Source organism: Pseudidiomarina halophila, assembly GCF_003987215.1.
GTDB lineage: Bacteria > Pseudomonadota > Gammaproteobacteria > Enterobacterales > Alteromonadaceae > Pseudidiomarina > Pseudidiomarina halophila.
The window spans coordinates 245344-271523 of the sequence record NZ_PIPW01000002.1; the positions used below are offsets into that span (position 1 = coordinate 245344).

Here is a 26180-nt window from a genome sequence, read left to right on the forward strand (position 1 = left end):
GTAAGTGAAATGGCACGCGCGTGGTCGACTCTGGTTATTGTTCTTCTAAGCTCTCAGCTTAGCCTGAAACTACGAATTTCACCAGCTTCGCTTCTTATGTCCGACCAGTCCGTACCAGCAAATCACAGCATAACCAATGGGTAGCAATGCGTACGCATGTTTGGCGCTGTAAACGTCTGCCAGAGCGCCGTAAACCAGTGGTAGGACGGCACCACCGGCAATACCCATGATCAGAATGGCGGAGCCGCGGGCGGTAAATTTACCCAGATCGGCTAACGCAAGTGGCCAGATTGCTGGCCATACCATGGCGTTGGCGAGACCAAGCAAGGCAAGCAGGGCGACTGAATTCGGCACCACGGGCACACTGGTCCAGCCCCAGATTGCACTGGCTATCGCGGTACTGGTATCGGAACTCAGGAGTAGTGCTCCACTGAAAATAAGTCCCAGAACAGCCGAGCCGGTAAGTGCAGCCTGCTGGCTAAGCAGCCGTGGAATCAGTATCAGGCCAAGTAGATAACCGACGACCATGGCCGCCATCACGTATGAGGTCAGGCTTGCGTAATTGGCTAAGCCTAGTCGTGAGCCGTACATGCCGATGGTATCGCCGGCGATGACCTCGACACCGACGTAGAAAAACAGCGCAACTGCGCCAAGCACCAGTTGCGGGTAGCGCAGCACCGAAGTGTGGACATCCGCCCCTGAGGGGGCTTCCTCGCGAATATGGGGTAGTTTGATGCCGAACAGGCCAAGTGCTAACACGAGCATTGCAACACCCATACCGATATAAGGTGGAATGATATTGGCGGCCATGGCGCTGACTTGTGCGGCACGCTCAGTGGCACTTAGTTCGGCGATACTCGCAGCGCTGACGTTGGGAAAGTCAGACAGTACCAGCCAGGTGAAAAACAGCGGAGCAAAAACACCGGCCAGTTTGTTCAGAATGCCCATAATGGCGATGCGGGCAGCGGCCGACTCATGTGGACCAATACGCACGATGTATGGATTCGATGCGGTCTGTAACAGGGTCAGCCCTGAGCCAACGACAAATTGCGCGAACAGAAAAATACTGAAGTAATGGGTCTTCGCGGCGGGCACGAACAAGAACAGACCAACGCCGACCAGCATTAACCCCAGCACCATGCCGTTTTTATACCCGGTACGATCAAGAATCCATGACATCGGTAGCGCCATGACGACATAGGCGATGTAAAAACAAAACGCGACCAGCAGGGCCTGGAACTCATTCAGATCAGAGATGATTTGCAGGAACGGGATCAGTGCACCGTTAAGCCAGGTGACAAAACCGAAAATAAAAAACAACACACCAATGGTGATCATCGGGATAACGGTGCGCATATCAGGCGTCCTTTCGAATAGCCGTGCCCTGTTGCCACAGTTGCACGATGTTAAGTTCGGCGTCGAGCAGCATAAAATCGGCTTGTTTACCGACTTCAATACTACCTAGCAGGTGATCCAGGCCCAGCATACGGGCGGGTGTGAGGCTTGCCATTTCTACCGCATCAGCAAGGCTAACCTGGCACTGTTGTACGGTATTGCGCACGGCAGCAATCATGGTAAGACAGGAGCCGGCGAGGGTGCCATCCGGAGTTGTCAGTTTGTCGCCGTCACGCAGAATGCGGGTGTCGAAGAAAGGCACTTCGTTCGCGTCTGTCGCCGCCAGAGCCATAGCGTCTGTGACCAGCATCATCTGTTCTTTACCTTTCGCGCGGAAGGCCACCTGGCAGGCTTGTGGATCCACGTGGTAGCCGTCGACGATAAGTCCGGCGTAACAATCGCGCGCTAAACAGGTGCCTACCATGCCCGGTGCGCGTGACTGTAACGGCGACATGGCGTTGTACAGATGGGTAAAGCCGATGGCGCCGGCATCCAGTGCCGCATTGACTTGCGCTGCGGTCGCATCGGAGTGACCGAGGAATACTTTAATACCAGCTTCCGCAAGTTGCTGAATGGTTTCCGGCGATACGTTTTCCGGTGCCAGGGTGACCAGCACAGTGCCAAGTTCAGGATCGCTGAGTAAGGCAATTTCGTCTTCGCTTGGCGGCCGGATAAACTGCTCGCTGTGCACGCCTTTGCGGGCGGTGCTTAACCATGGGCCTTCAAAATGCACGCCGATAATGCCTGGAATTTCTTGTTGTCTGGCACTTTTCATCGCCGCTGCCGCATCACGCATGGCGTCGTAGCTATCGGTGATCAAAGTCGGCAGCATGGCGGTGGTGCCATGTTCGCGATGGGCGGCCATAATTTTCTGCAAGGCCGCTGGGTTACGTTCCTGATTAAACAACAGGCCGCCGCCGCCATTAACCTGGATGTCTATAAAGCCGGGAACCAGCTGACCTTTGTATACGGGATAGTCGTGGTTGGCTGGCGCAGTGTCCATGGCCGTGATGATGCCATTGTCGACGGTGATCAGCTGTTGCTGACGCCAGCCCTGCGGGGTGAGAACCTGTTCACAGACAAACATTAGCGGGTTTCCGTTACTTTTTTCAGTCCGGGCGGCGCGTCTGGGTCGAGCCCCATTTGCCGTGCGGCCTGTTCAATATCAAGGTAGAAGCGTTGCATCAATACCAGCGGTTGCAGGCGCGGATGCGGCATGACCGGGACATGCATGTGGATCAGCTTAGCACCGCGCGCAGCAATGCCCTTCATCTGTTCCTCGTGGGTGCTGCCGCCTTCGTCATCGATTTGCAGGTCGATTATACACAGCTGCTTTTCCACCAGCGTCACCGGGCCATGCAAAAACTCAGCACTACTAAAGGCTTCCGCATGGATGCTCAACACTTCTTTTAATTTCAAGGCAACTTCGCGGGCAATGGCGTAACCAAAACCGCGGCCTAATACCACACAATGTTGCAAGCCCTGAAGTTGTTCTGCCTGTAGCTGTGGGGGTAACTGCTGGGCCTGTCGCAATGCGTCGGGTAAGGCGCTCAGGCCTTCGAGCAATTCGTGATCCTTCTGCCAGTAAGCGCACAACTGACAGAGTGCGCTCAGGCTGGCGAGATAGCTTTTGGTCGCGGCTACTGCCAGTTCCGGCCCCGCATGCAGGGGTAAAACATCGTCAGCGAGGCGACCCAGCGGCGAATCGACCACATTGACCAGCGCCAGTACGCGGGCGCCGCCGGCTTTGGCGAGCTGGGCTTGTTGCACGATATCGGGGCTTTGCCCGGATTGTGAGATACAAATTGCCAGACAGCCCTCGAGCTTTAACGTGCGCTTGTAGACACCAGCCACCGAGGGGGCGGCGGCAAACACCGGGACGCCACAGCCTACCTCGAACAGGTATTTGGCAAAGACGCCGGCATGATCCGAGGTACCACGGCCGATCATCATGATGGTGCGCGGCGGTATAGCCTGAAGTTCTGCTGCAATTTGCTGGCAACGTTCAGCGTTATTCTCGAGCTGCCGGGCAATAATTTCCGGTGCGGATTTCGCTTCATCCGCCATCTGGTGGCTCATGATACATCTCCTAAACCGCCGTTCTGATAAAGCAAAATTGCGCCCCATTCCGGGCCAAACTGGGTTGGACGCAGGGCGCTGCGAATGTCTTCGTCAAGCCAGGGTGTCATGGCTTCTGCCACACCGCCGGCGATGACCAGATTGCCGCCACTTAATTGCACGGCTTTGCGGGCGATGTCGCTCAGATAGCGACTACCGCGTTCAACTAGTGCGCGGGCGGTCGGCTCGTTCTCGCGTGCGAGCTTGAGAATGATTGGGCAAATCTCACCGAACACGCCGGGATTAGCTTGAATCAGCCGGTCGACGATATCGGTCGCGCTTTGGCATTGGTAATGACTGCATACAGCTTCGGCCAGTTCGCCGCGCTCGACGACGCCATCGATGGCTTCCAGAGTATGCATCACCGCCTGTTTGCCAAGCCAGGCGCCACTGCCCTTATCGCCAAGCAGAAAACCATGGCCACCGAACTGGGTTAGGTTTCCATCGACCAGTGCCGCGGCGCATGAACCCGTGCCCATCACTAATACCGCACCATTTTCTCCGGCGTGCGCACCGTACAGGGCGGTGTGCAGGTCGGAGGTAAAGTGGAATTGCTGGAACGGATGTTGCCATTTGCTTAGTGTTGCAGCTGCTGAGGGCAGGTTAGCGCCGGCTAACCCTGCGCAAACACAAGCGTCGCCCAAATAGCGTTGATCAATGTCGGCGGCATCGAAAGCGTTACGGACAGCGCTGAGAATCGATTGCTCAGCGGTGTTACCCTGTCGGGCAATATTGGCTGAACCAGCGACACCGGAGCCGAGGAGGTCACCCTGTGGGTTGTAGAGTTCAGCGCGGCATTTGGTGCCACCGCCATCAACGCCCACGTAATAGAGAGAAGAGGTTTTGTGCTTCATGGCCTCACTTTATAGATTGATTTGTGCCAGCGAATGGTCAACATACTGCCATACTTTGCCCTATGAGTTGTAATACTTTATTCTTGATCCGGGAATAATAAGGAATCGATTGATGAAAAAAACAACAAGTAAGATGTTTCGCGCATTTGCGGGTGCGCTAAGTTTGACCGTGATTATGCCTGCAGCCTATGCGCTACAAAGCTCGGATGATCCGCAGGGCGAGGCCTATTATAAGCAAGTCATGGGGGCTGCCCCTCTTGCACCAGCACACCCGGAGATGCGCTGGCAGCAGTGTGCTCCTACAGTTGCTGCTGATAGTTCGGCTTATCAGACGGTGGCTGAAACCGGCACGGCGGAAGGCTGGGTCGAAGCCAGTGCGCATGACTGGAGCTATTTTGAGATGCCGGCAGATGCTGGCAAGGTGCTGGTCATTGATTATGCGCGCAAGGGCGATGAGTTAGCGTTCCGCTATCTTGGCAATGCCGAAACCCATGATGATCTTTACGAGCCGTGGAGTACGTCAAAAATCATGGCGTTCAGCGGTGCGCTGTCGCTGCTAAGTGATAATTTCGCGCAGCCTGACACCCTGGTGGGCGAGCTTAAGCTTGCCGATTTAATTACCAGCATTCATAGCTACGAAACCTCGGGAGCGGCTGATGGTAATTCCAATGCTTATGCCTATTATCTCGCTGATCTTGCCGGCCGCGACTATTTAACTGCGCTGTTTCACGACGCCTGGCTCAATATCGGCCAGCCGCAGGTTAAATTCCGCGGTGCTTATGGGCCTGAAGCCTTTGCGCCGACCGGTGATTACTGGCGCACGCCATCGCGTTCGGTGAAAGCCGCTTTCGTCGCCCGCGACAGCGACCCGGGCATGCTTAGCTACCGCTGTGAGGATTGCGGTTTAACCGGCAACAAGCCAATGACGACCCTTGCCTCAGCGGAATTTTTAAAGCGTCTGGCAAGCCACAAACGGGTACCGCAAACGCAGCTGCCAGGTCTTTCTGATGATGCAGTGATGATGCTGTTTTACGGACCCGGGCATAGCGAAAACAGCGCAAATGCCGGCGGTATGATGGCGGGCGCGAGTTTAATGCCGCACCGTGCGATCGCTGCGGCACTGCAGACGCACTTACCGGAACTTGAGGGATTGAGTACGCAACAGGTGTTAGATCAAGCGACCAATGGTAACTGGCGCATCTTCCATAAACTTGGTGCTGGACCTAGCGAAACCCGTGGCACCAGTGAAGTGGTGGCGCTTGCCCATATTTGCTTACCCTTAGCTGCCGGCACGCGCGAATTTACTGTTGCCGCGCAAGCCTCTGTCAAAGGCGACAGCTATGAAAACGTAGGCTTTGCTGGCGCCAAACTTGAGCAATTGCTGAAAGAAACCGTACAGCAGATCCTGACAAATCCCCCACAGTAGCGGGCTACGGAAAGGAGGGGCTGCCCCTTCTTTCCCTATTTTCTATTCCTGGTATACATTAAAGTTGGAATAATCTATTCTAAGCGGTAAATCACTTAACCCGAAACGTCTTTATGCTCGGTTACTATTCTTTCGCTGATGTACTGGTTTTCATCGCTTACGGGCTGGTTTTGCTCGGCAGTGGCTGGTTGTTTAACCGCCGCAATAAGTCGACGCAGGATTACTTCCTGGGCGGCAATAAGATGCCCATGTGGGTGGTGGCGATTTCGGTGCTGGCGACGTCGCAGTCGGCGGCCACGTTTCTTGGTGGTCCGGACCAGGGCTACCGCGGTGATCTGACTTATCTGGCTACTAACATCGGTGCTTTCATTGCCGTGGGCTTTGTTGCCATCTTTCTGATCCCGAAATTCTATCAGTTTAAGGTCTACACGGTTTACGAGCTGCTGGAACAACGCTTTGGTAGCGCGGCGAAACGCCAGGCCGGTGTTATGTACCTGTTCGGCCGTATTTTTGCCAGCGGCGCGCGGCTTTATATGGCAGCTATTGCCGTGGCGATGATTCTGTTTGGTGACTTTGACGCCAGCAGTGTCATTGCCGCAACTCTTATCATTACCCTCGCGGGTTTGCTGTACACAGTGTATGGTGGCATCCGCACCGTTATCTATTCAGACGTACTGCAAGCGGGTATCTATGTGAGCGCCGCTATTGCTGTCATCATTGTGCTCTATAACGCTATCCCTATTGGCTTTAGCGAGCTGGTGACAGCGTTGCAGAATCCTGCTCCGGGCGAGCCGTCGAAGCTGAAACTGATCGATACCGACGTGGATTTCAGCAGCTCAGGGGTATTCAATATCTGGTCAGTGCTGACCGGTTTCGTGCTGCTTAATATTGCCGCCTTTGGTCTCGACCAGGACATGACGCAACGTGTGCTGACCTGTAAAAATGCCAAAGAAGGCAGCAAAGCCATGCTGATGTCAGTGGTCATGGTGATCCCGGTTATGCTGCTGTTTATCGTGATCGGCTTATTGCTGTATATCTACTACCAACGGCCAGATATTATGGCAAGTGGGCAGGATGACGGACCGGTACCGACCTTTGCCGGTGAAGCTGTCACTATTTTCATGTATTACGTGTTGACGGAGATCCCCGCCGGTGTTCGTGGGCTGGTCACTATAGGTATTATTGCCGCAGCGCTTTCGACCCTGAACTCAGGTCTAAACTCAATGTCGAGCGTACTGATCCAGGATATCTACCGGCCGTGGAAGTTGCGCCGCGATGCCAGTGCCAGCGACACACACTTTGTGCGGGCGGGGCAGCTCGGGATGACGGTTGTTGCCGCCGCCTTAGCGCTTATGGCTTGCTTGTGCTACTACTGGCAGCAATACACCGATACGCCGCTGTTGCAGTTTGCCTTAAGCGTTATGGTGTTTTCGTACAGTGGCTTGCTGGGCGTGTACTTCGTCACTTTATTTAGCAAGCGCGGCAGCCCCGCTTCGGTGGCCGCAGCATTGGTCATAGGCTTTATCGTACCTTTACTGATGCAACCTTATGTTATGGATGCAATTTGGCCAGCGGCCTGGGTGACCGATATCGGCTTTACCTGGCAGCTTATGATTGGCACCGCAATTTCGACCTTAATTTGTTTGACCGGCTCGTCAGCTAAGGGAGCTCATGTCGACGAGCCTAACCAATAAGAGTAGCTATGGAAGATTCGAACCGCACCGCCGAATTGCTGGCACAGTTAAATAAAATCGTCTCCGAAGGGCGCAACCCAGAGACGATGGAAATCGATATCCTTTCGAGTGAAGGGATCCTGCGCAAAATTAATCATGAAGATGCCCGTGTGGCACCCGCGGTATCCACGCAAATACCCAGTATCGCTGAAGCGGTGGATGCTATTGTCGAACGCTTACAGAGGGGCGGCCGGTTGTTTTACATCGGCGCCGGCACCAGTGGTCGCTTAGGCATTCTGGATGCGGTCGAGTGCCGGCCAACCTTTAGCGTGCCGGACGATCTGGTGCAGGGCATCATCGCCGGTGGCGAGCACGCCATTCAGTTTGCGGTCGAAGGTGCTGAGGATGACCGCGATGCCGGTGTCGCTGACGTGAAAGCTGTCAATTTAAGTGACAATGACGTGCTGGTCGGGCTTTCGGCGAGTGGCCGCACGCCTTATGTTGTCGCCGCGCTCGAATACGCCAACAGTATCGGTTGTGTGAGTGTCTCAGTAACCTGCAATCCGGATTCGCCATTGATGACCACTGCGCAGATTGGTATTTGCCCGGTAGTGGGCCCAGAAGCCTTAACCGGCTCCACCCGCATGAAATCGGGTACCGCGCAGAAACTGGTACTGAATATGCTTAGTACCGCCAGTATGATCCGGCTGGGCAAAACCTACGAAAACCTGATGGTGGATGTTAACGCGAGCAATGAGAAGTTGCGGGCACGGGCGATTCGTATCGTGATGCAAGCCACCGATTGCAGCCGCGAAACTGCAGAAGAAGCGCTCAAAGCCGCGAAAAACCGCGCTAAACTGGCCATATTGATGATTTTAACCGGCGCTGAACTAGATGAGGCCGAATCACTCCTGGCCCAGCAAGATGGCTTTTTACGTCGTGCAGTGGAGCAGAAATCATGAGGATGCTGGTCCGGATAATGGTTCTGATTGGCTTTATTGGTGTCACATTAACGGGCTGTAGCAGTGCTGAAACAGACGTTCGGGTCGGCGCTGAACGCGCAAGTGAGTACTTACCCCTATTGAGCGGTAAGCGTGTCGCTTTGGTGGTCAATCAGACCTCGCGGGTGGGTGAGCAGCACCTGGTCGATTACTTGCTGGAGCAAGATGTCGAAGTGGTCAAAGTGCTGGCGCCGGAACACGGCTTCCGCGGTGATGCTGGCGCTGGCGAAACCATCAATGACGCGCTCGATCCACGCACCGGGCTGCCGATTCTGTCCATCTATGGCAAAACCAAGAAACCCTCGGCGGAAATGCTGGCGGATGTCGATACCATCATCTTCGATATTCAGGATGTCGGGGCACGATTTTATACCTATATCAGCACCATGCACTATGTGATGGAAGCGGCGGCGGAGCAAGGTATTGCTATGCTGGTACTGGATCGGCCGAATCCGAACGGCGCCTATGTGGATGGTCCCGTGTTAGATCCAGCCTTTCAGTCGTTCGTCGGTATGCACGAAATTCCGCTACTGCACGGCATGACCGTCGGTGAGTTAGCACAGATGATCAAGGGCGAGGACTGGATTAATGCCGCCGACGACCTCGAGTTAATCGTAGTTCCGGTGGCTGACTATGAGCGCACGCAGCCTTATGTGTTACCCGTAGCGCCGAGTCCGAACTTGCCAAATGCGCAGGCGATTCAGTTGTATCCTTCGTTGTGCCTGTTTGAGGCAACCGCCGTTAGCATTGGCCGTGGTACGGACTTTCCGTTTCAGGTCATGGGCCATGACGAAGTGCATTTAGGCGAATTTAAATTTAGCCCGCGCAGCATGCCAAACAGTGCCCCGTCGCCGAAATTAGAAGGGCAAACCGTTTACGGGAAAGATCTGCGCGAAAGTGACCTGCACGGTCTAGATTTAGGCTTGTTCATTGCTGCCTATCAAAAGTTCGATGCTGCGGGCGTGACATTTTTTACCGCGCCGGACTTTATGGATAAGCTGAGTGGCACCGACACCTTGCGTAAAGCCATTATCGCAGGACAGTCGGAAGCTGAGATTCGTGACAGCTGGCAAGCAGACCTTGCCGCGTTTAAAAAGCGGCGTCAGCCATACCTGCTGTATCCGTAATCAAGCAAAGAATCAGCCGCCACGCAGGCGCTGAAATGCTTTGTTGGTTTGCGCGAGAGTCGTGCGGCCGGCTTCGGAAGCTTGTATCAGCGCAATGAACAGCAAGTCGATGATAAGGTTTTGTGCGGTGCGCGCATGAATAGAAGAAAGTCGTGTCGACTCGCTTTCTGCCACTGAGTAAAGTTTGACGTCGGCCAACTGGCTGACCGCGGTTTTGCCATAGCGGGTGATAGAAATAATCTGGCATTTATGCCGTTGCGCTTCTTTAATCACTCGTGTGACTTCGCGCGTGGTGCCCGACTCACTGATGGCAATCACCACATCGCTGGCTGACAAGGTAGCGGCAATGGCCAACTGGATATGACTATCGGCGTCGGCTTGTGCTTGCAGTCCTAGTTTTTGCAGTTTGTAGCAGAGATCTTTACAGACCAGTGCGGAACCGCCGACCCCGCTGACCAGAATACGATGGGCACCGAGCAAGCGCTGTACGGCATCGGTAAAGGCTTCTTTCTCGTTAAGGTTGCGGGTTTCGCTGAGCACGTTAATTTTGCCGGCCAGCAACTTATCCGCCATGTCGTTAAAGTCATCGTCCAGGGTGATTTCGCCGTGTAAGCGGGCCGCCTGATGAGCTTTTTTGTTCAGTGCATCGACCACCGATAATTTAAACGCCGGGTAACCTTTGTATCCCAGTTTCTGGGCAAATTTGACTACGCTGGACTGGCTTACGCCAACGGTTTTTGCCAGCTGCGACGACGACATGTCGCGCATGGCACTAGGTGAGGCCAGGGTGAATGAGGCAAGCTTGGCTTCGCTGGCCGATAATGAATGCTGTATGGCTTTTATTTTCGCAAATGCGGACATGATGTCCTACCCTGTGGAATTATTTATTCAAATATAAACGAGTTGAAGCGAATATCAAAAGGAGTTTCTGGTGCGTGAGATTTCCGGGCACGAAAATTCTGGCAAAGACAGCTCGGCTAACGAAAGCTCGGCTAACGCCACTTCGGCTAACGCCACTTCGGCGAACGAAGGCTCTGCGCTGAATCCAGCCTTTCTGCAAGGCGTAGCTGCGCTTTTGCCGTCGTCCCGGCGGTTCACCGACTTGACCCGCCGTCTTGCCTTCAGCACCGATGCCAGCTTCTATCACAAAGTGCCTAAGTTAGTGGTTGAAATTGCCAGTGCTGATGAGATGCGCGAACTGCTGCAGCTGGCGCAACATTACCAGGTATCCTTAACTTTTCGTGCCGCAGGTACCAGCTTGTCAGGACAGGCGATATCCGACTCGGTGCTGGTGCTGCTGACCCGCGATTGGCAAGGGATCACTATTCTCGAGCAGGGTGCCCGGGTACGTTTGCAACCCGGTGTTATCGGTGCCGAAGCGAATCGTAAGCTAGCTCCTTTTGAACGCAAAATTGGCCCTGATCCAGCCTCGATTAACACCTGTAAAATTGGTGGGATTGCCGCTAATAATGCCTCCGGCATGTGCTGCGGCGTGCGCCACAACAGCTACCACACCTTGCAGGAACTGACGTTTATTCTGGCCGATGGCACTCTGGTCGATACCTCGGATGCCGACTCAGTGGCGGCGTTTCGCCAGAGCCACGCGCAGTTGCTGGGCGAGCTCAAACAACTTGGTGAGCAGGTGCGCGGGGATGCCGACCTCAAAGCTAAAATTGCGCATCAATACCGCCTTAAAAATACCATGGGCTATGGCCTGAACGCCCTGCTGGACTACCAGGATCCGGTGGCGATGCTGAGCCATTTATTAATTGGCTCCGAAGGAACCCTTGGCTTTATTGCCGACATTACTTACCAGACGGTTGCTGTACCCAAAGCCAGTGCCACCGGCTTGTATCTGTTCGCCGACAGCCACGCTGCCTGTGCAGTGATCAGCAAGCTCAAAGCCATTGGCGTCGAGGCTGTGGAGTTCATGGATGGCCGTTCGTTAGCGTCGGTGCGTGATCTGCTGCAGGCGTACGCACCGACCACACCGGATGCCGATGCGGTCGCGCTGTTAATCGAACTCGGGCGTGACACTGTCGGGCAACTCGAACAGGGAATTGCCGAAATCGAACAATGTTTTGCCGGAGTTGACGGGGTGCAGCCTTTATCTGCGTTTAGCAGCGATCCGGCGACCGCAGCTGCACTCTGGCAAATCCGTAAAGGCCTGTTTCCCGCCGTGGGAGCGGTGCGTGCCAGTGGTACCACAGTAATTATCGAGGATGTTGCCTTTCCCCTCGATCAATTGCCCGACGCAGTTACGGCCTTGCAGCAGCTGTTCGTTGAACATGGTTATCATGAAGCGATCATTTTCGGTCATGCGTTGGATGGCAATGTCCATTTTGTCTTTACCCAGGGCTTTGAAACGGTAGCAGAGACTACACGCTACGCCAGTTTTATGGCAGCGGTAGCGACCCTGGTTACTGAGCGGTTTGCCGGCACACTAAAAGCAGAGCATGGTACTGGCCGCAATATGGCGCCGTACCTGTATGCACAGTGGGGCGGTGCTGGCTTGGCGGTGATGCAAAAGCTGAAACAGCTGATTGATCCCGTTGGCATTCTTAACCCGGGGGTGATCATCAATGCTAATCCAAATGCGCACATTGAAGATCTGAAGCTGCTGCCGGCAGTGGATCCGACTGTGGATGCCTGTATTGAATGCGGGTTTTGTGAGCCACAATGCCCATCGCTGGATTACACCCTGTCACCGCGGCAACGCATCGCCCTTATGCGTCGAGCCCAGCAGCAAAGTCCCGCTGACCAGCGCCAGATCCAGCAGGATTTCCAGCATTTGGGCATTGACTCCTGTGCCGCGACCGGACTTTGTGCAACGGCATGTCCCGTTGGTATTAATACCGGCACCTGGGTGCAGCAATTACGCGCACAACAAGCAACGCATAGGGGTATGGCGAACTGGACCGCGAAACATTTAGCCAGCAGTTTGCAGATCGCGCGATTTGGCCTGGGCGCCGCGCGCACAGTCGGCAAAGTTGCACCCAAGCTACTTAATAAAGTTGCGCCTGCGGGCATGCCCGAACTGCCACCCGCAGCCAGTAGGCAAATGACTGAGCAGCCGCAACCTGCTGCGGAAAAAGTGGTTTATTTTGTCACTTGTCCAAACCGCTTGTTCGGTTACGCCGGGACGAAGCAACCTTCGTTGCCCGATACTGTGGTGCGCCTTTGCAATAAGGCGGGCATTGAAGTGCTCGTGCCGGATGCCGCGGCACAATCTTGTTGCGGTCAGCCCTGGCAAAGTAAAGGTTACCCACAGCAGGCTGCTGAACGCCGGGCACAACTGCGCGAGTTGCTGTGGCAAGCCAGTGAGCAAGGCCGCTGGCCGATAGTACTCGACGCCAGTCCCTGTGCCTTGCAAATTGATGACTGCGAGGGCATCGAAACCTTTGAGCTCAGCACTTTTTTGTATCAACACGTGGTGCCTCGTCTGGTGCTGGAGCCGAGCAAAGAGCCATTGTTGCTGCACGTGACCTGTAGCAGTCGTCGCCTTGATAATGGACTGGCTTTACGCAAGCTGGCGCAACTTTGCAGCACCAGTGTTATTGAGCCCGATGGTATTAAATGCTGTGGCTTTGCGGGTGATAAAGGATTCACCCTGCCGGAGTTAAATAGCAGTGCACTTGCCCCCTTGGCTGCGCAGGTACCAGAGGGTTGCAGTCAAGGCGTAAGCAATAGTCGTACCTGTGAAATCGGCCTGAGCCAACATAGTGGCGTGGCGTACGCACATATTGCGTTTTTGCTCGACGCCATAAGCCATAGCAAAACCAGTACCAGCAACGTTAATCATGAAGGAGTTTCAGCATGAGTCATCCCCATGCCGCAATAGCTGCACTTGAGCAGGACGTCGTTGCGCTACAATGGTCGCAACTCGATCGCCGGCATCTCAGTTACCCTGATATCGCACCAATTGTGGATGAACTTGCACAACATGAAGGGCTCAGGGTAGCGACCATTGGTGATTCCTACCTTGGTACGCCTATCAAGCGTTTGTCGATCGGACAGGGTCCGTTGGTTGTTCTGGCCTGGACGCAAATGCATGGTGATGAGCCGACCGCCACTGCGGCAGTGTTGGATTGGCTGCGTCTGCTGCTTGAGCGGACGCCGGCAAGTTTGCCAGGGGACTGGCAGGAGCTGATTACCCTGCATGTTATTCCAATGCTCAACCCCGATGGTGCGGCCCAAAACACCCGGCAAAATGCCCAGGGTATCGATATTAACCGCGATGCGCTGGTGCAGCAGAGTCCCGAAGGGCGTTTATTGTGGCAACAGGTGCAGGACTTGCAGCCTACGGTGGCGTTTAATTTGCACGACCAAAATCCCTACTATGCGGTGGGTGATAGTGCCGAGCCAGCGACTATTGCGTTTTTAGCCCCGGCGTATCACCCCGATAAGCATGTCGATAGTGCGCGGCTACAGGCAAAGCAACTGATTGCCCACATGCGACAAATTTTGTCGCACTGGCTGCCGCAGGGGACCGCGCGTTATGACGACAGTTACTCGGCGCGCTCCTTTGGCGATACCATTGCCGGCACCGGCGCCAGTACCATATTGATTGAAAGTGGTGCGCACCGTGATGATCCCCATCGTCAGGTGGCACGGCGGCTCAATGTGATTGCCCTGCAGACGGCTCTGGAAGCCTTGTTGAGTGACGTACATCGCGGCCAGACACTGGCCGACTATTATGGCATTCCAGCCAATACCGCCGATGGCTTTTGCGATATTAAACTGACCCAAGTCACCGTAAGTGACGGTACCCATGAGCCGTTCCAGACGGATATCTGCATCTGTCGTAACAAAGGTTCGCAATCCTTATACGTTGACTTTATTGGTGATGCCCGCGGTGTTCACGGTTTTGTTGAACATGATGCCCGGCAGCTGACACTGCCGGGCTTAGTGAAGGTAGGAGAGGTGGCCGAACCTTTATTGCGGTTGCTCGGTCTCAGCAGGGAAAACAGTAACGGGTAATACGCCAGGCGTGGGCGCGCCCAGTAAGCCTGCGACCGCAGCCGCCACGCTGGGGCTGTGTATATTAGTGCCGGTCACCGCATCAATGGGGTCATAGGCACTGTAATCGTAGCTGGCGAGTGCTGCATCAGCCAAACCGGCGAAACGCGAGAGCACATAAGGGGCGCGCAGAGCGATTACCACTGTGGCCTGCTGGCGCGCTTTAGAAGCGGTCAATGCCTGCTCAATCCAGCGGTACTGCGCATCCTTGCTCGGACGGTCGCGCCAGTTTTTCAAATCATCCATACCACCCATTTCAGCGAGACTATGATGGGGGGTAATATCGCCAATCACCAGTGTGGCGTTTGGATCCCAGTCTTGCCATGGCGTGCCTTCAGGTAACTCACTCAGACTCAAACAGTCGACCGAACTGCCGGGCTGCTGTGCTGCAAACGCCTGACGAAAAGCCTGGCAACGCAGGGTATCAGGCATCACCAGTTGCCACTTGTTGGTAGTGACGGGCAACACACCCTGGTCGAAAACCTTTGTTAGTGCAGCCGCAGCAAGTTCACGCTCAAGTCTTTTATTCGCTGCCAGAGGCAATCGCTTTTCCACATTTTCGATGCGTTCAGCAAGGGGCATATTCCCTGTCGCTTGCAACCCGTACTGCTCTTTTAGTTCAGCAATACGCGCGACAGAGGCTTGCAGCTGAGTAAAATCAATCGCACCATCTTCGACCGCTCGCTCAAGCCCCGCAAAGTACTGCCAAAAACCTGCGATGTCGTCATTATTACGGATGGTGTACGGCATGAGCGCAATATCCGCACCCGCGTGAAAGGTCTGAATAGTCGCTGCTAAGGGGTCAAAATAATGTGCGATACCGGCCATATCGAGTGCATCAGTGACGATGACGCCCTGATAACCCAACTCCTGGCGTAGCACCCCGGTCAGAATTTTATGCGACATAGTTGCCGGTAAAATGGTTGGCTCGCCGTCAGTTGCAATGAAGGTAGTGTCATCAAGCTGCGGATACTGAATGTGTGCCGTCATGATCATTGCCGGCGGTGAGCTACTTGCAATGCTGCGCTTAAACGGCAATAAATCGACAGCATCTATGGTCGCACGGTCATGATCGACCCGCGGTAAGCCGGTATGACTATCAACATGGGTGTCGCCGTGTCCGGGGAAATGTTTCAGTGCACTCATTACCCCCTGTGCCTGCATTGCTTTGACAGTTGCCTGGCCAAGCGCTGCTACCAGCCCGGCATCCTCGCCGTAGCTTCGTACATTAATTACCGGATTATCAGGGTTAACGTTGACATCGACGGTGGGCGCGAAATTTAAATTAAAGCCCAGCATTTTCACTGCTTTCCCAATACCGGCACCGACGCGTTCGGCAAATAATGTGCCGTGGTTGGGGTAGGTCGCGCCGATTGCCATATTACCGCTAAAGCGCGTCACAATATCATCCGGCAACCGCGCCACCCGGCCACCTTCCTGATCAAGCGCGATAAACAAAGGTGGCAACTCATGCTTGCGCATGACCTGCTGCATGGCGTCAATGAGTGACATGATTTGTGGCGTGGTTTCGAGGTTTTCCGCAAAGACAATCACCCCGCCGATGGCTCCACTACGCAATACTTCCGCGAGTTCCGGTGGCAATTCCGTTACCGCCTGCTGGCAGTCCTCGCTTGGGGTGCCGTCATTACAAAAATAGCGGAAGTCGAGCATGAGCTTTTGCCCAAGCATCTGCCGCACTTCTGATAAAGGTTCGCTCGCGCGGCGCTCTGGTGTACACGCGCTAATGCTCGCGCACGCGAATAGGATTGTCGTAAATACTACAAAGGTACGAAACATGACTATACTCAGCTGATTAAGGTCTGGCAGGTATCCTACGTGAGGAATAGCTAAAAATAAATTATTCCTTGAGAAACAAATGAAGTCTTGTGGCAGAGGTGAATAAAAGCCGCTTTTGTTAGAATAAATTGAAATAACAAGAGCACCTATGCGGTGTTAAAACGAAAGAAACATTCCGCAACAAATTAGCCTAAAAACCATAAGCAGCGGTAATTATTCAATAAAATTCGGTGAAAAATCAGGGCTCTTGACCTGGCGCATAAAAATTACATACGAAACGGCTTGGAATAATTTATTATTTACATTATAAGAATATGTGGTACTTTCAACTCATGATGGATTTTTTCATCGGTTGTGGTAAGTCGTCGATACACGGCAGAGATTATAAAAACAAAGCGTAGTGACGCTACGCATCAGATTCTTACAACGAGCGGAGATTGCAAAGTGAAACTCAATAAAATAGCACTCGTGCTGGGATTGACAACAAGTATGAGCGGCCTCGCTTATGCGCAAGATGTTGATCCAGAAGAGAACACACAGCAAAACGAAGAAGCAGAAAAAGTTGAACGAATTCAGGTAACGGGTTCAAGCATCAAGCGTACAGCAATGGAAGGCGATTTGCCGCTGACTGTTATCTCGCGCGAAGATATTGATGCGCAAGGTATTACAACTGCCGAACAGTTAATGTTACAACTTAACGTTGCTTCAAATTCAAATGACAACCTAAGCAGCAACACGGGTATCGTAAGTGGTGAAGAGCGCGGTAATAACGGTGCTTCAACAGCTAACTTGCGCCAACAGGGCTCAGGCTCGACACTGGTTCTTCTGAACGGTCGTCGTACTGCAACCCACGGCCTTAAAGGTCGTTCTGTTGACTTAAACTCTATTCCTTTTTCTGCTATCGAACGCGTTGAAATCTTACGTGACGGCGCCTCAGCCGTTTACGGTACTGATGCGATCGGTGGTGTAATCAACTTCATCCTGAAAAAAGACTTCCAGGGTGCTCAAGTTGGTACTTTCGTTGATCACACCGAAGCCGGTGGCGGTAATATCTACCGTTTCAACGTACTCGCAGGTAAAGGTGATCTTTATTCCGACGGTTATAACGTAATGGCGTCATTGTCCTACCGCAAAGCAGAAATTCTGCGCGGTGTTGAGCGTGACTTTACCAACACCTTCCAACCTGAAAGCGGCTTGTCGCCAGATACGCGTGGTACACCATTCGCATCACTGAACAACCGTCCAGGTGGTGATGATCCTAACTCACCAAACTACAACCTGATTGGTACCGGCTTACAATACCCGGGCGACCCAGATCGGATTAACGACGTACTCAACGTGCTTGCTCTCCCTGGCATGCCAGGTTGTGACGTGTATCCGAACATGGGCCCTGATGCTGCAGAGTTGTGGAACCGTGAACGGAACTCTGGTGTGAGCTGTGCCTGGGATTATCCACGTGCCGCAGCATTGCAGCAGCCGGTCGATAGCATCGACTTTGTTGCGCGCGGCACCATGGTGCTGGGTGACAATGCAGAAGGTTTTGTTGAGTTCATGGGCTCAGACGTGACGTCGCAGAAAGTCTTTGAACCGAACCAGATTACTCCCTGGTCAATTGGCTCAGAGGGTTATTACCCTAGCACAGGCGCTTCTTACGACTATATCGTTGACGCCTTATCAGCGTTCTACGGTGCTGATCAGCTGAATATTGGTGCGCCAATTGCCTATCGCTGGCGTTGTATGGACTGTGGACCTCGTGAGATCGAAACCACAACTGAAGCAATGAAAATTCAGTTTGGTGTTGAAGGTACTATCGGATTCTGGGATTACCGTGTCGGCTTAGGCCATGCAACCAACGAATCTCAGTCGCAACTTGGTGGCGGTTACCATTACACCTCATTGTTAGCGCAAGGTATCGGTAGCGGTGATATCAACCCATTCCTGTTACCAAATCAGTCGCAAACTGAAGCTGGTATGGCAGCATTAGCAGCCGCTTCTGCTGAAGGCGTTATTCTTTATGGTGGTAAAACCACAATGACCCAGTTCGACGCGTCGATCACGGGTGATAGTGGCTGGAACCTGGGCTTAGGTGGCGGTAACGTTTATGTTGCAGCTGGTGTTGATATTCGTAATGAAGGTTATGAATTCAATGGCGACCGTCGCGAAGCAGCAGACCGCCCAGAAATCTATGGTGCGCCTTTTGATAACGCCAATGAACTGGAAGATATCGATCGTACCGTGAAAGCAGTCTTTACCGAGGCTCTGGTACCTATTGTAGATACCTTTGAAATGAACCTTGCGGTTCGTTATGACCACTACGATGGTTTTGGCGGCACCACTAATCCTAAAGTAGGCTTAGTCTGGACCCCAGTCGAAGAAGTACTGGTACGTGGTGCATACAGCACCGGTTTCCGTACACCTTCGTTTAACCAGCTTTATAACGGTGTGTCTGAACAGCCGTACACGGGTCAGGATCTCGCAGATCCACGCGACTGCCCAGGTGGTGAAGTCGATGCAAGCGACCCTCAATGTGACGAACCAATTCAGCCAACACGCTTATTCGGTGGTAAAGAAGACTTAGGTCCTGAAGAGTCGAAGCAACAAAGCTTTGGTGTTGTTTATGCACCGACTGACAGCTTCTCGATGAATGTCGACTGGTGGCGTATCGAAATTGATGGAACTATTCAGATTCCTAGCTTCCGTGACTTGTTGGAAAACTACGAGTTGTTTGAAGAAAACTTCATCCGTAACGAAGCTGGCGAACTGGTCACCATCGATTCACGTTATATCAACGCTGGTGGCCGTGAAACAAGTGGTATTGAATTAGGCATTCAGAGCAACGGCGAACTGGCCGGCGGTGTCTGGAATGTTAACTTCAACGGTAGCTACTTGCTTGAAGATAAGAAAAAGCTGCTCGACAACGCGGCATGGGGTGACAACCTGGTGGGTACCCACTCACGTGGTAACATTCCATTGCGTTGGAAACACACCATTATGTTCAACTACGCCAAAGGCGACTTTGCGCATAACCTGACACAGATTTATCGTCATAGCTATGACGATGAGATCCCACCAGGTGTACGTTCAGGTATCGCAACCCCAGCGTACTTTGACGGTGAAGTCGGTAGTTATACAATCTATAACTACAGCTTACGCTACATGGCGTGGGAAGACATTGATGTGACATTCGGCATCAAGAACTTGTTTGACCGCGATCCACCGTTCACTGCACACCAGAACGATTACTCTCCTGGTGCAGCGTTTGACCCTCGCGTAGCAGATCCACGCGGGCGTTCATACACCCTGCAGTTGACTTACAACTTCTAAGTCGCACGGTGATAAAGCAACAATGCGGTCAGCCTCGGCTGGCCGCATCTATTTTGGTCCTCTGATGAACAATTCGATGACGCATCCGTATCAAATCGTTATCTTAGGTGGGGGCTCGGCAGGCTGGATGACTGCTGCCGCATTGAGCAAAGTCCTTGACCAGCAAAAGTACCGAATTACCTTAGTCGAATCCGCAGCGATCGGCACCGTATCTGTTGGCGAAGCCACCATTCCAGGCATTCGCGAATTCAACCAACTTCTCGAAATCAACGAAGACGAGTTTCTGCGTGAAACCAATGGCTCATTCAAGTTAGGCATTGCGTTTGAAAACTGGCAGAACATCGGTGATTTCTATATGCACCCGTTTGGCCCTTATGGTGTCACCTTACATGGTGTGCATTTCCATCATTACTACTTACGTCACCAGCGCGAGCAGGGCGAGGCTGATGCGATGCCGCTCAGCGATCTCAACCTGGAATGGCGGGCGGCAATTGAACATAAATTTACCCGGCCGATTGCCGACAAACGCAGTCCGTTGGGGCATATTAAGTACGCCTATCATTTTGATGCACTGAAATACGCGCAATACCTGAAAAAATACGCTACTGCACGGGGTGTGGTGGCACTAGACGATCGCATGGTCGAAGCCAAACAGCAGGTCAAGCATGGCCCGATTGATGCGTTAATGCTTGAGAAGAATGGCGAGTTAGCCGGCGATTTCTTTATCGACTGCAGCGGCTTTAAGGCGTTGCTTATTGGTGAAGCGCTAGATGTAAGCTACCACGACTGGCGTAAGTGGATGCCATGTGACAGCGCGGTGGCGTTGCCAGGTCAGCATGATAACGCTGATATCCTGCCCTATACCCGCTCGATTGCTCATCACGAGGGCTGGCGCTGGCGTATTCCGTTGCAGCACCGCACAGGTGAGGGTTGGGTGTACTCGAGTCGGTTTACCGATTCAGAAAAGGCTGAGCGGGAATTCCGTGACACTATCGGTAACCATGACAGTAAAGCCAACCATTTGCGCTGGATCAACGGCCGCCGTGATCAGGCGTGGCGCCATAACTGCGCTGCAATTGGCTTATCCGCCGGTTTTATTGAACCGTTAGAGTCTACCGGCTTGCAGCTCACGCAGTCTGGCATCATGCGACTTATCAGTTTACTGCCAGGGCAGGGCGAGTTAAGCGAGCGTGCGGCCGCATTTAACCGGTTTACCGCTGAAGAAATCACCAATATCCGTGATTTTGTGATGTGCCATTACAAACTGACAAACCGGGACGACTCGGAATTCTGGCGTTATTGCCGCGATATGGAAATTCCGGATTCACTGCAGCAACGACTCGATCTGTATCAGGAAAACGCCAGTGTTTTTCGTAACAGCAATAATGAGCTGTTTAATGAAATCAGCTGGTTCTCGATGTTTCAGGGACAAGGGCTCCGCCCTGCAAATGTGCATCCACTGGCCGAGCAAATGCCGGCCGCGACCTTGCAACAGCACCTGCAAACGATTCAACGGGTGTTCGCACAGTCAGTCGCCCAGCTACCGACCCACGAACAATTTATTAAAGAGCATTGTAAAGCCCCATGACACGTACTTTTTTGAAACCTTTTAGTATTGCCATGTTGGCGCTGTTCGCGCTGAATAGCTGCAGCATGCTGGCCGATTATGAGCAAATGCCGTCTGCCAATTATGACCACCGTATTAAGTTGCTGGTCATGCACTACACCGCAATCGATTATGGTAAAAGTGTGGACGTACTGGTTGAGCCAAAAGGGCTGAGCTCTCATTACCTGGTGCCGGAATCCGGAGACCCAAGCTATCCCTATGATGAACTCAAGGTTTTTCAGTTGGTCGATGAGTCGGAACGGGCCTGGCACGCGGGTGACAGCTACTGGCAGGGGCGTACTGACCTCAATGATCAGTCCATCGGTATCGAAATTGTTAATGTGCCGCAGTGTGAGTGGGATACCACCCAGCAGACATCACGGGCGGAACATGGTGAAAATCGCCTGTGCGTTTTCCCGGATTATGACCCACAGCAGATTGAAAAGGTGATCGAGTTAGCGCAGGAGATTCTTGCGCGCCATCCTGATATTCATCCAACCGCAGTAGTGGGGCACTCAGATATTGCCCCAACGCGGAAAAACGATCCGGGTCCACGTTTTCCCTGGTACCAGCTGTATCAACAAGGTGTTGGTGCCTGGTACGAACAGGAGACCCTCGCACGCTACTGGAAGCAGTTTAACCAGCAGCCCGTTAATACCGGGTTGTTGCAAGCCGCGTTTAATGCCTATGGCTATGGCGTTACTGAAACGGGTGTCTACGACGAAACCACGGCGAGTACCGTATCAGCTTTCCAAATGCACTTTTTGCCGTGGCAGGTAACGGGTAAGGCAGATAGTCAAACCAGCGCAGCGCTGTTCGCGCTATTAGAAAAGTACTTTCCGGAAAAACTTGAAGCCTTATGGGAACGTTATCAAGCCGAAGTTGCCGCGCGTCCTGCACCGGCCTGGGAGCCTAAGCACGGTCAAGTTGATGCAAGCTTCCCGGAGCCTGAAGCGCAACGCTCCAGCCGTGAATTAGTGAATGATAAGGCCGCATTCAAAAGCTATCGTGGCCGGGGCGAGCTTGTACTTTCCAGCGAACAGGACGTTACCGCAGTGCTGGAAGTGAATGGCGAAACCCTCAACATTGCAACGCCCCTGTTAGCGGAAAAAACCTATGAGTATTCGCTCCATCGGCGCACCCAGAACGGTATCAACACCTTCCATGTGAAGTCGGTAGAGCCCGAAGGTGCGCGCCTTGATGTGCGTATTCCTTATCCGCGGTTAATTGACGGGACTACCAACTATAGCGGCAAATTTAAAGAAGTTGACCGCCTTATCGAAGAAGATATCGCAAACGGATTCCCCGGCGCAGTGTTGCTGGTTGTTAAAGACGGCAAAATTATTAAGCACAGTGCCTACGGCTACGCGCGGCGCTACGATGAGCAGGGGCAGCCCCTCGCTAACCCCACGCCGATGCAGCCCGATACCTTGTTCGACGTCGCCTCAAATACCAAAGCGTTCGCCACCTCAATGGCGATGATGCAGTTGGTGGAACGTGGCCTGCTGGACGTGACGAAGCCGATTTACTATTACCTGCCTGAATACCGCGGTAACGGTCGCGAAGCGCGTACGGTGGAAGACTTGCTCAACCATCATTCCGGTTATGCGCCGCAGGTACACTTCTTCGACCCCGATAATAAACTGGGTAAGGGGTTCTATTCGCTGGAAAAAGAAAAGACCCAGCGTTTGATGGCGACTCGCGTGCCTTTTGATGTTGGTAAGGGGGTACGTGCCACCTACAGTGATACTAACTTTATGCTGCTGGGAACCATTATTGAACGCATCACCGGCATGCCGCTCGATCAATATACGGAGCAGAACATATACGTACCTCTGGGTCTGCATGACACCCTGTTTGCGCCTTTACGCAAAGGACGGCAGCCAACCGAGATCGCAGCGACAGAACTGCAGGGCAATACCCGCGGCGGTGTTGTTGACTTCCCGGGCGTGCGCACCTACACCCTGCAAGGCGAAGTGCACGATGAAAAAGCCTTCTACGCGATGGATGAGGTTGCCGGTCATGCGGGCTTGTTTTCTACCGCCCCGGATTTAGCCGTGCTGATTCAGACGCTGTTGAACGGCGGCGGCTATGGCAATGTGCATTTGTTTGAACCCAGCGTGCTTGATGCCTTTACCCAGCCGCATCAGAACGAGCGTACCTTCGGTTTAGGCTGGCGTCGTGCCGCCGACGGACAATTGCGCTGGCATTTTGGTCCTTACGCCAGCCATCAGGCATTTGGTCATACCGGTTGGACCGGTGTTGCCACTGTGGTCGATCCAGCGCTGGACCTGGGCATCATCTTGCTGACCAATGCCCGGCATAGCCCGACCACAGAAAAAAATGGGGACATTGAGTTTCTCGGCAAGACCTTCGAAACCGGTAATTACGGCAGCGTAATGACTGCCGTTTACGAGGCTGTGCTAGAGACGCAGTAGTCTTAAGGACTCTGGTAACGCGCGCGGATCTCCGTAATTCGTGCATCAAGGGTAGCGCGGTCAAACCATTGGCCGCGTACCATAACACCGCGCGGCTGCTTCAGGGCGCTGGCAGAAACTAATGGATTCTTTTCCAGCAACATGAAATCGGCCTGATAACCGGTGGCGACATGACCCAGCTTCGGTGCGTTTTCGTAACTGGAGAAATACTCTCCTGCGGCTGCCGTGGCACTGTAGTAAATCGCCTCAAGGGGCATACCTGCGGCCTGCATGTAACGAATTTCGTGGTGAATTGAATAGCCCGGTACACTAAACAGTTGTGGTGCATCGGTACCAAAGATAATTTCGGCGCCGGCTTCATAAAGTGCGTTAAGCAACTTTCGGCGATTGTTCTGCTGTACCGCAGCATGCTCGACGTTGAAATAACTTGAGCCGCGGTTCGGATAATAGGCCAGCCAAGCTTCCCGTACCTGTTCTGGGACTAATGCCAGTTCCGCATAGCTCGCCAGCGACTCTGGGTCGCCTGCACCTATTAAGGTTGCCCATAGGGCCTGGGTGGGTACCACCACCATGTTGTGTTGCAGGGTCAGCTCCACCAAAATGGCGAGCTCACTTGCGGTAACAGGGCGGTCAATGGCATCGACGTAACGCAGGTAGCCGTCAAGATGGTCAATGGTACGCTGGCCTTCTTCCATGGCGACCTTAAGCCCGACATCGACCGGCACGTGACCGGCAAAATCAATACCCAGAGTTCGCGCCGCTGCCGCAACGGCACGGTATTCTTCAAGCTGCAGTCCCGGGTGAATCTTGAGCAAATCCCAGCCCTCGGCAACATGTTCCTGTACCCGCGCCGCGGCTTGTTCCGGTGACTCGACAGTGGCGTCGTTAAAACTCGGTCCGGCCAGAAATAATGTTGGCCCGACACGTTTACCCGCAGCAATATCTTGTTTTAGCTGCAGCTGATCGGTGTAGCCGAGCATCCCCCGTACCGTGGTAACGCCATTGGCGACGTAGAGGAACAGCATGTCGTCGGCATAGCTGGAGGGCATGCCACCAAAATCAACCGCCGCAGGAACGTGCCCATGCATTTCGGTAAATCCCGCCAGTACATAACCGCCGTTACCATCGATAACTTGTGTGAACTCATTAATCATGGCGGCATTTAGCGTCGGCGTGACGGCGACAATTTGACCGTCCTGAATCGCGATGCTGGCGTCTTCAAGCAGTGTCGCTTGCTCGTTCTGCCAGGTGATCACGTTCACACCGCTGACGACAGTGTCAGCAGCCGTTACCGGATCACCCATTGCCTGAACGGATGCTGCGGGCTCGGGTGAGCAGCCCAAAACCACGAACAAGCCGGCGCCCAATAGCAGATGTTTGCATACCTGGAACATAACTTAATCCTCGAGTGCGTTAATGACTTCAGCATATTACATAAATGCACTGCCACCAATTTTTCATAGCAGCAGCAATGCGATCTGCAAAACAATTGCGAACAGCACTAGCATCAATCAGCAATCCTGTTTACCTTAGCAGGTGAACCAGGAGGACATTCATTCACCATGCGTATTGCGACTCTCGGCCCAGCGGGCACCTTTTCTGAAATTGCGGCGTGTGAGTACGGGCGGCAACTGGATAACTATACCTTACAGTTCTATCCGGCTCTGGCACGGGTATTAAAAGCCGTACCGGAAGAGGCGGATATTGCGGTAGTCCCTATTGAGAATATCGTTGAAGGAGTGGTCTCGCCGGTGATTGATACTTTTGTCAAAAGGCCCTTGGAGATCATCGCTGAATTATCGATCCCTGTACGTTTTTCTTTGGTTGCTAACCATCGTTCTCCGGCGAAAATTTATGCACAGTTTGTGGCCCAGGGACAATGCAGTGAGTGCCTGAGCCAGTACGATGTACCTGTTATGAATACCGCCAGCAACAGTGAAGCATTGCAGTTACTGCTGCAAAGTCACGAACCTGCGGCGGCGGTGGTGCCCGAACACTGTCTGGGCGATCACAATTTTGCGCATACGCAGCACGACGTGACCGATTACGCCCACAACGAAACCCGGTTCGTGGCAGTACGGGAGGCAAAGGGTAACAGCGTACCCAGAGCTTCGGACGTGCGCTATAAAACGTCGCTATTGATCATCGATGACACTGATCATCCGGGACTTCTGGTCGAGCATCTGCAGGTATTTGCTGCTTACCGGGTCAACTTAACCTCGCTGGTGTCACGGCCGACCGGGCAGGCGTTCGGGCAGTACCATTTTTATATTGAATGTGAAGGGCATCACGAAGATACCGCCATCCGCGCGGCGTTAACGCTCATCAAGTTGCGCAATAAGGTGATGCTACTAGGCAGTTACCCAAACGCGGGCGCTGTTTAGAGCAGCGCCCAGCGAATG

At 53.4% G+C, this 26180-nt stretch carries 17 protein-coding genes; 10 read left to right on the forward strand and 7 right to left on the reverse strand.

What is annotated here, in order from left to right; translation table 11 throughout:
- Nucleotides 1-78: 78 nt before the first annotated feature.
- The 4 genes from CWI69_RS07180 to CWI69_RS07195 are packed head-to-tail and all read right to left on the reverse strand — an operon-like array spanning nt 79 to nt 4367.
- The gene (locus tag CWI69_RS07180; RefSeq protein ID WP_126763305.1) at nt 79-1356 is read right to left on the reverse strand and encodes a sugar MFS transporter; all 1278 of its coding nucleotides are present in this window, start codon (nt 1354-1356) and stop codon (nt 79-81) included.
- 1 nt (nt 1357) lies between these two features.
- On the reverse strand, nt 1358-2482 hold the full coding sequence (gene nagA, locus CWI69_RS07185) for an N-acetylglucosamine-6-phosphate deacetylase (protein ID WP_126763306.1): 1125 nt from the start codon (nt 2480-2482) through the stop codon (nt 1358-1360).
- The gene (gene nagB-II, locus CWI69_RS07190) at nt 2482-3474 is read right to left on the reverse strand and encodes a glucosamine-6-phosphate deaminase NagB-II (protein ID WP_126763307.1); all 993 of its coding nucleotides are present in this window, start codon (nt 3472-3474) and stop codon (nt 2482-2484) included. The genes nagA and nagB-II overlap by 1 nt, the downstream gene beginning before the upstream one ends.
- The gene (locus CWI69_RS07195) at nt 3471-4367 is read right to left on the reverse strand and encodes a glucosamine kinase nucleotide-binding domain-containing protein (protein WP_126763308.1); all 897 of its coding nucleotides are present in this window, start codon (nt 4365-4367) and stop codon (nt 3471-3473) included. The genes nagB-II and CWI69_RS07195 overlap by 4 nt, the downstream gene beginning before the upstream one ends.
- A gap of 112 nt (nt 4368-4479) precedes the next feature.
- Here CWI69_RS07195 and CWI69_RS07200 point away from each other — a divergent pair, with 112 nt between their 5' ends.
- The 4 genes from CWI69_RS07200 to CWI69_RS07215 all read left to right on the forward strand — a co-directional run bounded on the left by CWI69_RS07200 (nt 4480) and on the right by CWI69_RS07215 (nt 9594).
- Entirely contained in the window at nt 4480-5793 is a 1314-nt protein-coding gene (locus CWI69_RS07200; RefSeq protein ID WP_126763309.1) for a hypothetical protein, read from the forward strand.
- Between the two features lie 113 nt (nt 5794-5906).
- The gene (locus CWI69_RS07205; RefSeq protein ID WP_126763310.1) at nt 5907-7487 is read left to right on the forward strand and encodes a sodium:solute symporter; all 1581 of its coding nucleotides are present in this window, start codon (nt 5907-5909) and stop codon (nt 7485-7487) included.
- Between the two features lie 8 nt (nt 7488-7495).
- Nucleotides 7496-8428 (forward strand): N-acetylmuramic acid 6-phosphate etherase, encoded by a 933-nt coding sequence (murQ, locus tag CWI69_RS07210; protein WP_126763312.1) that lies wholly within the window; start codon nt 7496-7498, stop codon nt 8426-8428.
- Nucleotides 8425-9594, forward strand: a complete 1170-nt coding sequence (locus tag CWI69_RS07215; RefSeq protein ID WP_126763314.1) for an exo-beta-N-acetylmuramidase NamZ family protein — start codon at nt 8425-8427, stop codon at nt 9592-9594. The genes murQ and CWI69_RS07215 overlap by 4 nt, the downstream gene beginning before the upstream one ends.
- Before the next feature lie 12 nt (nt 9595-9606).
- Here CWI69_RS07215 and CWI69_RS07220 read toward each other — a convergent pair whose 3' ends face one another.
- The gene (locus tag CWI69_RS07220; protein ID WP_126763316.1) at nt 9607-10455 is read right to left on the reverse strand and encodes a MurR/RpiR family transcriptional regulator; all 849 of its coding nucleotides are present in this window, start codon (nt 10453-10455) and stop codon (nt 9607-9609) included.
- 70 nt (nt 10456-10525) lie between these two features.
- Here CWI69_RS07220 and CWI69_RS07225 point away from each other — a divergent pair, with 70 nt between their 5' ends.
- Nucleotides 10526-13414, forward strand: a complete 2889-nt coding sequence (locus tag CWI69_RS07225; RefSeq protein ID WP_241971059.1) for an FAD-binding and (Fe-S)-binding domain-containing protein — start codon at nt 10526-10528, stop codon at nt 13412-13414.
- Nucleotides 13411-14574, forward strand: a complete 1164-nt coding sequence (locus tag CWI69_RS07230) for a M14 family zinc carboxypeptidase (RefSeq protein ID WP_126763318.1) — start codon at nt 13411-13413, stop codon at nt 14572-14574. The genes CWI69_RS07225 and CWI69_RS07230 overlap by 4 nt, the downstream gene beginning before the upstream one ends.
- Here the strand turns inward: CWI69_RS07230 and CWI69_RS07235 are convergent.
- Nucleotides 14530-16302: a glycoside hydrolase family 3 protein gene (locus tag CWI69_RS07235; protein WP_241971060.1), complete on the reverse strand. Its 1773-nt coding sequence runs from the start codon at nt 16300-16302 to the stop codon at nt 14530-14532. The genes CWI69_RS07230 and CWI69_RS07235 overlap by 45 nt on opposite strands.
- A gap of 552 nt (nt 16303-16854) precedes the next feature.
- On the opposite strand from CWI69_RS07235, the gene CWI69_RS07240 reads away from it, so the two are divergent.
- From CWI69_RS07240 to pbp4b, 3 genes are read left to right on the forward strand one after another with little or no spacing between them, the layout of a single operon-like run.
- Nucleotides 16855-19734, forward strand: coding sequence for a TonB-dependent receptor domain-containing protein (locus CWI69_RS07240; protein WP_198678917.1), 2880 nt, complete (start codon nt 16855-16857; stop codon nt 19732-19734).
- Between the two features lie 22 nt (nt 19735-19756).
- Nucleotides 19757-21322 (forward strand): tryptophan halogenase family protein, encoded by a 1566-nt coding sequence (locus CWI69_RS07245; RefSeq protein ID WP_241971061.1) that lies wholly within the window; start codon nt 19757-19759, stop codon nt 21320-21322.
- Nucleotides 21319-23778 (forward strand): penicillin binding protein PBP4B, encoded by a 2460-nt coding sequence (gene pbp4b / locus CWI69_RS07250; protein ID WP_126763322.1) that lies wholly within the window; start codon nt 21319-21321, stop codon nt 23776-23778. The genes CWI69_RS07245 and pbp4b overlap by 4 nt, the downstream gene beginning before the upstream one ends.
- A gap of 2 nt (nt 23779-23780) precedes the next feature.
- Here pbp4b and CWI69_RS07255 read toward each other — a convergent pair whose 3' ends face one another.
- On the reverse strand, nt 23781-25172 hold the full coding sequence (locus CWI69_RS07255) for an amidohydrolase family protein (protein ID WP_241971062.1): 1392 nt from the start codon (nt 25170-25172) through the stop codon (nt 23781-23783).
- Between the two features lie 168 nt (nt 25173-25340).
- Here CWI69_RS07255 and CWI69_RS07260 point away from each other — a divergent pair, with 168 nt between their 5' ends.
- Entirely contained in the window at nt 25341-26162 is an 822-nt protein-coding gene (locus CWI69_RS07260) for a prephenate dehydratase (protein ID WP_126763324.1), read from the forward strand.
- Nucleotides 26163-26180 lie beyond the last annotated feature (18 nt).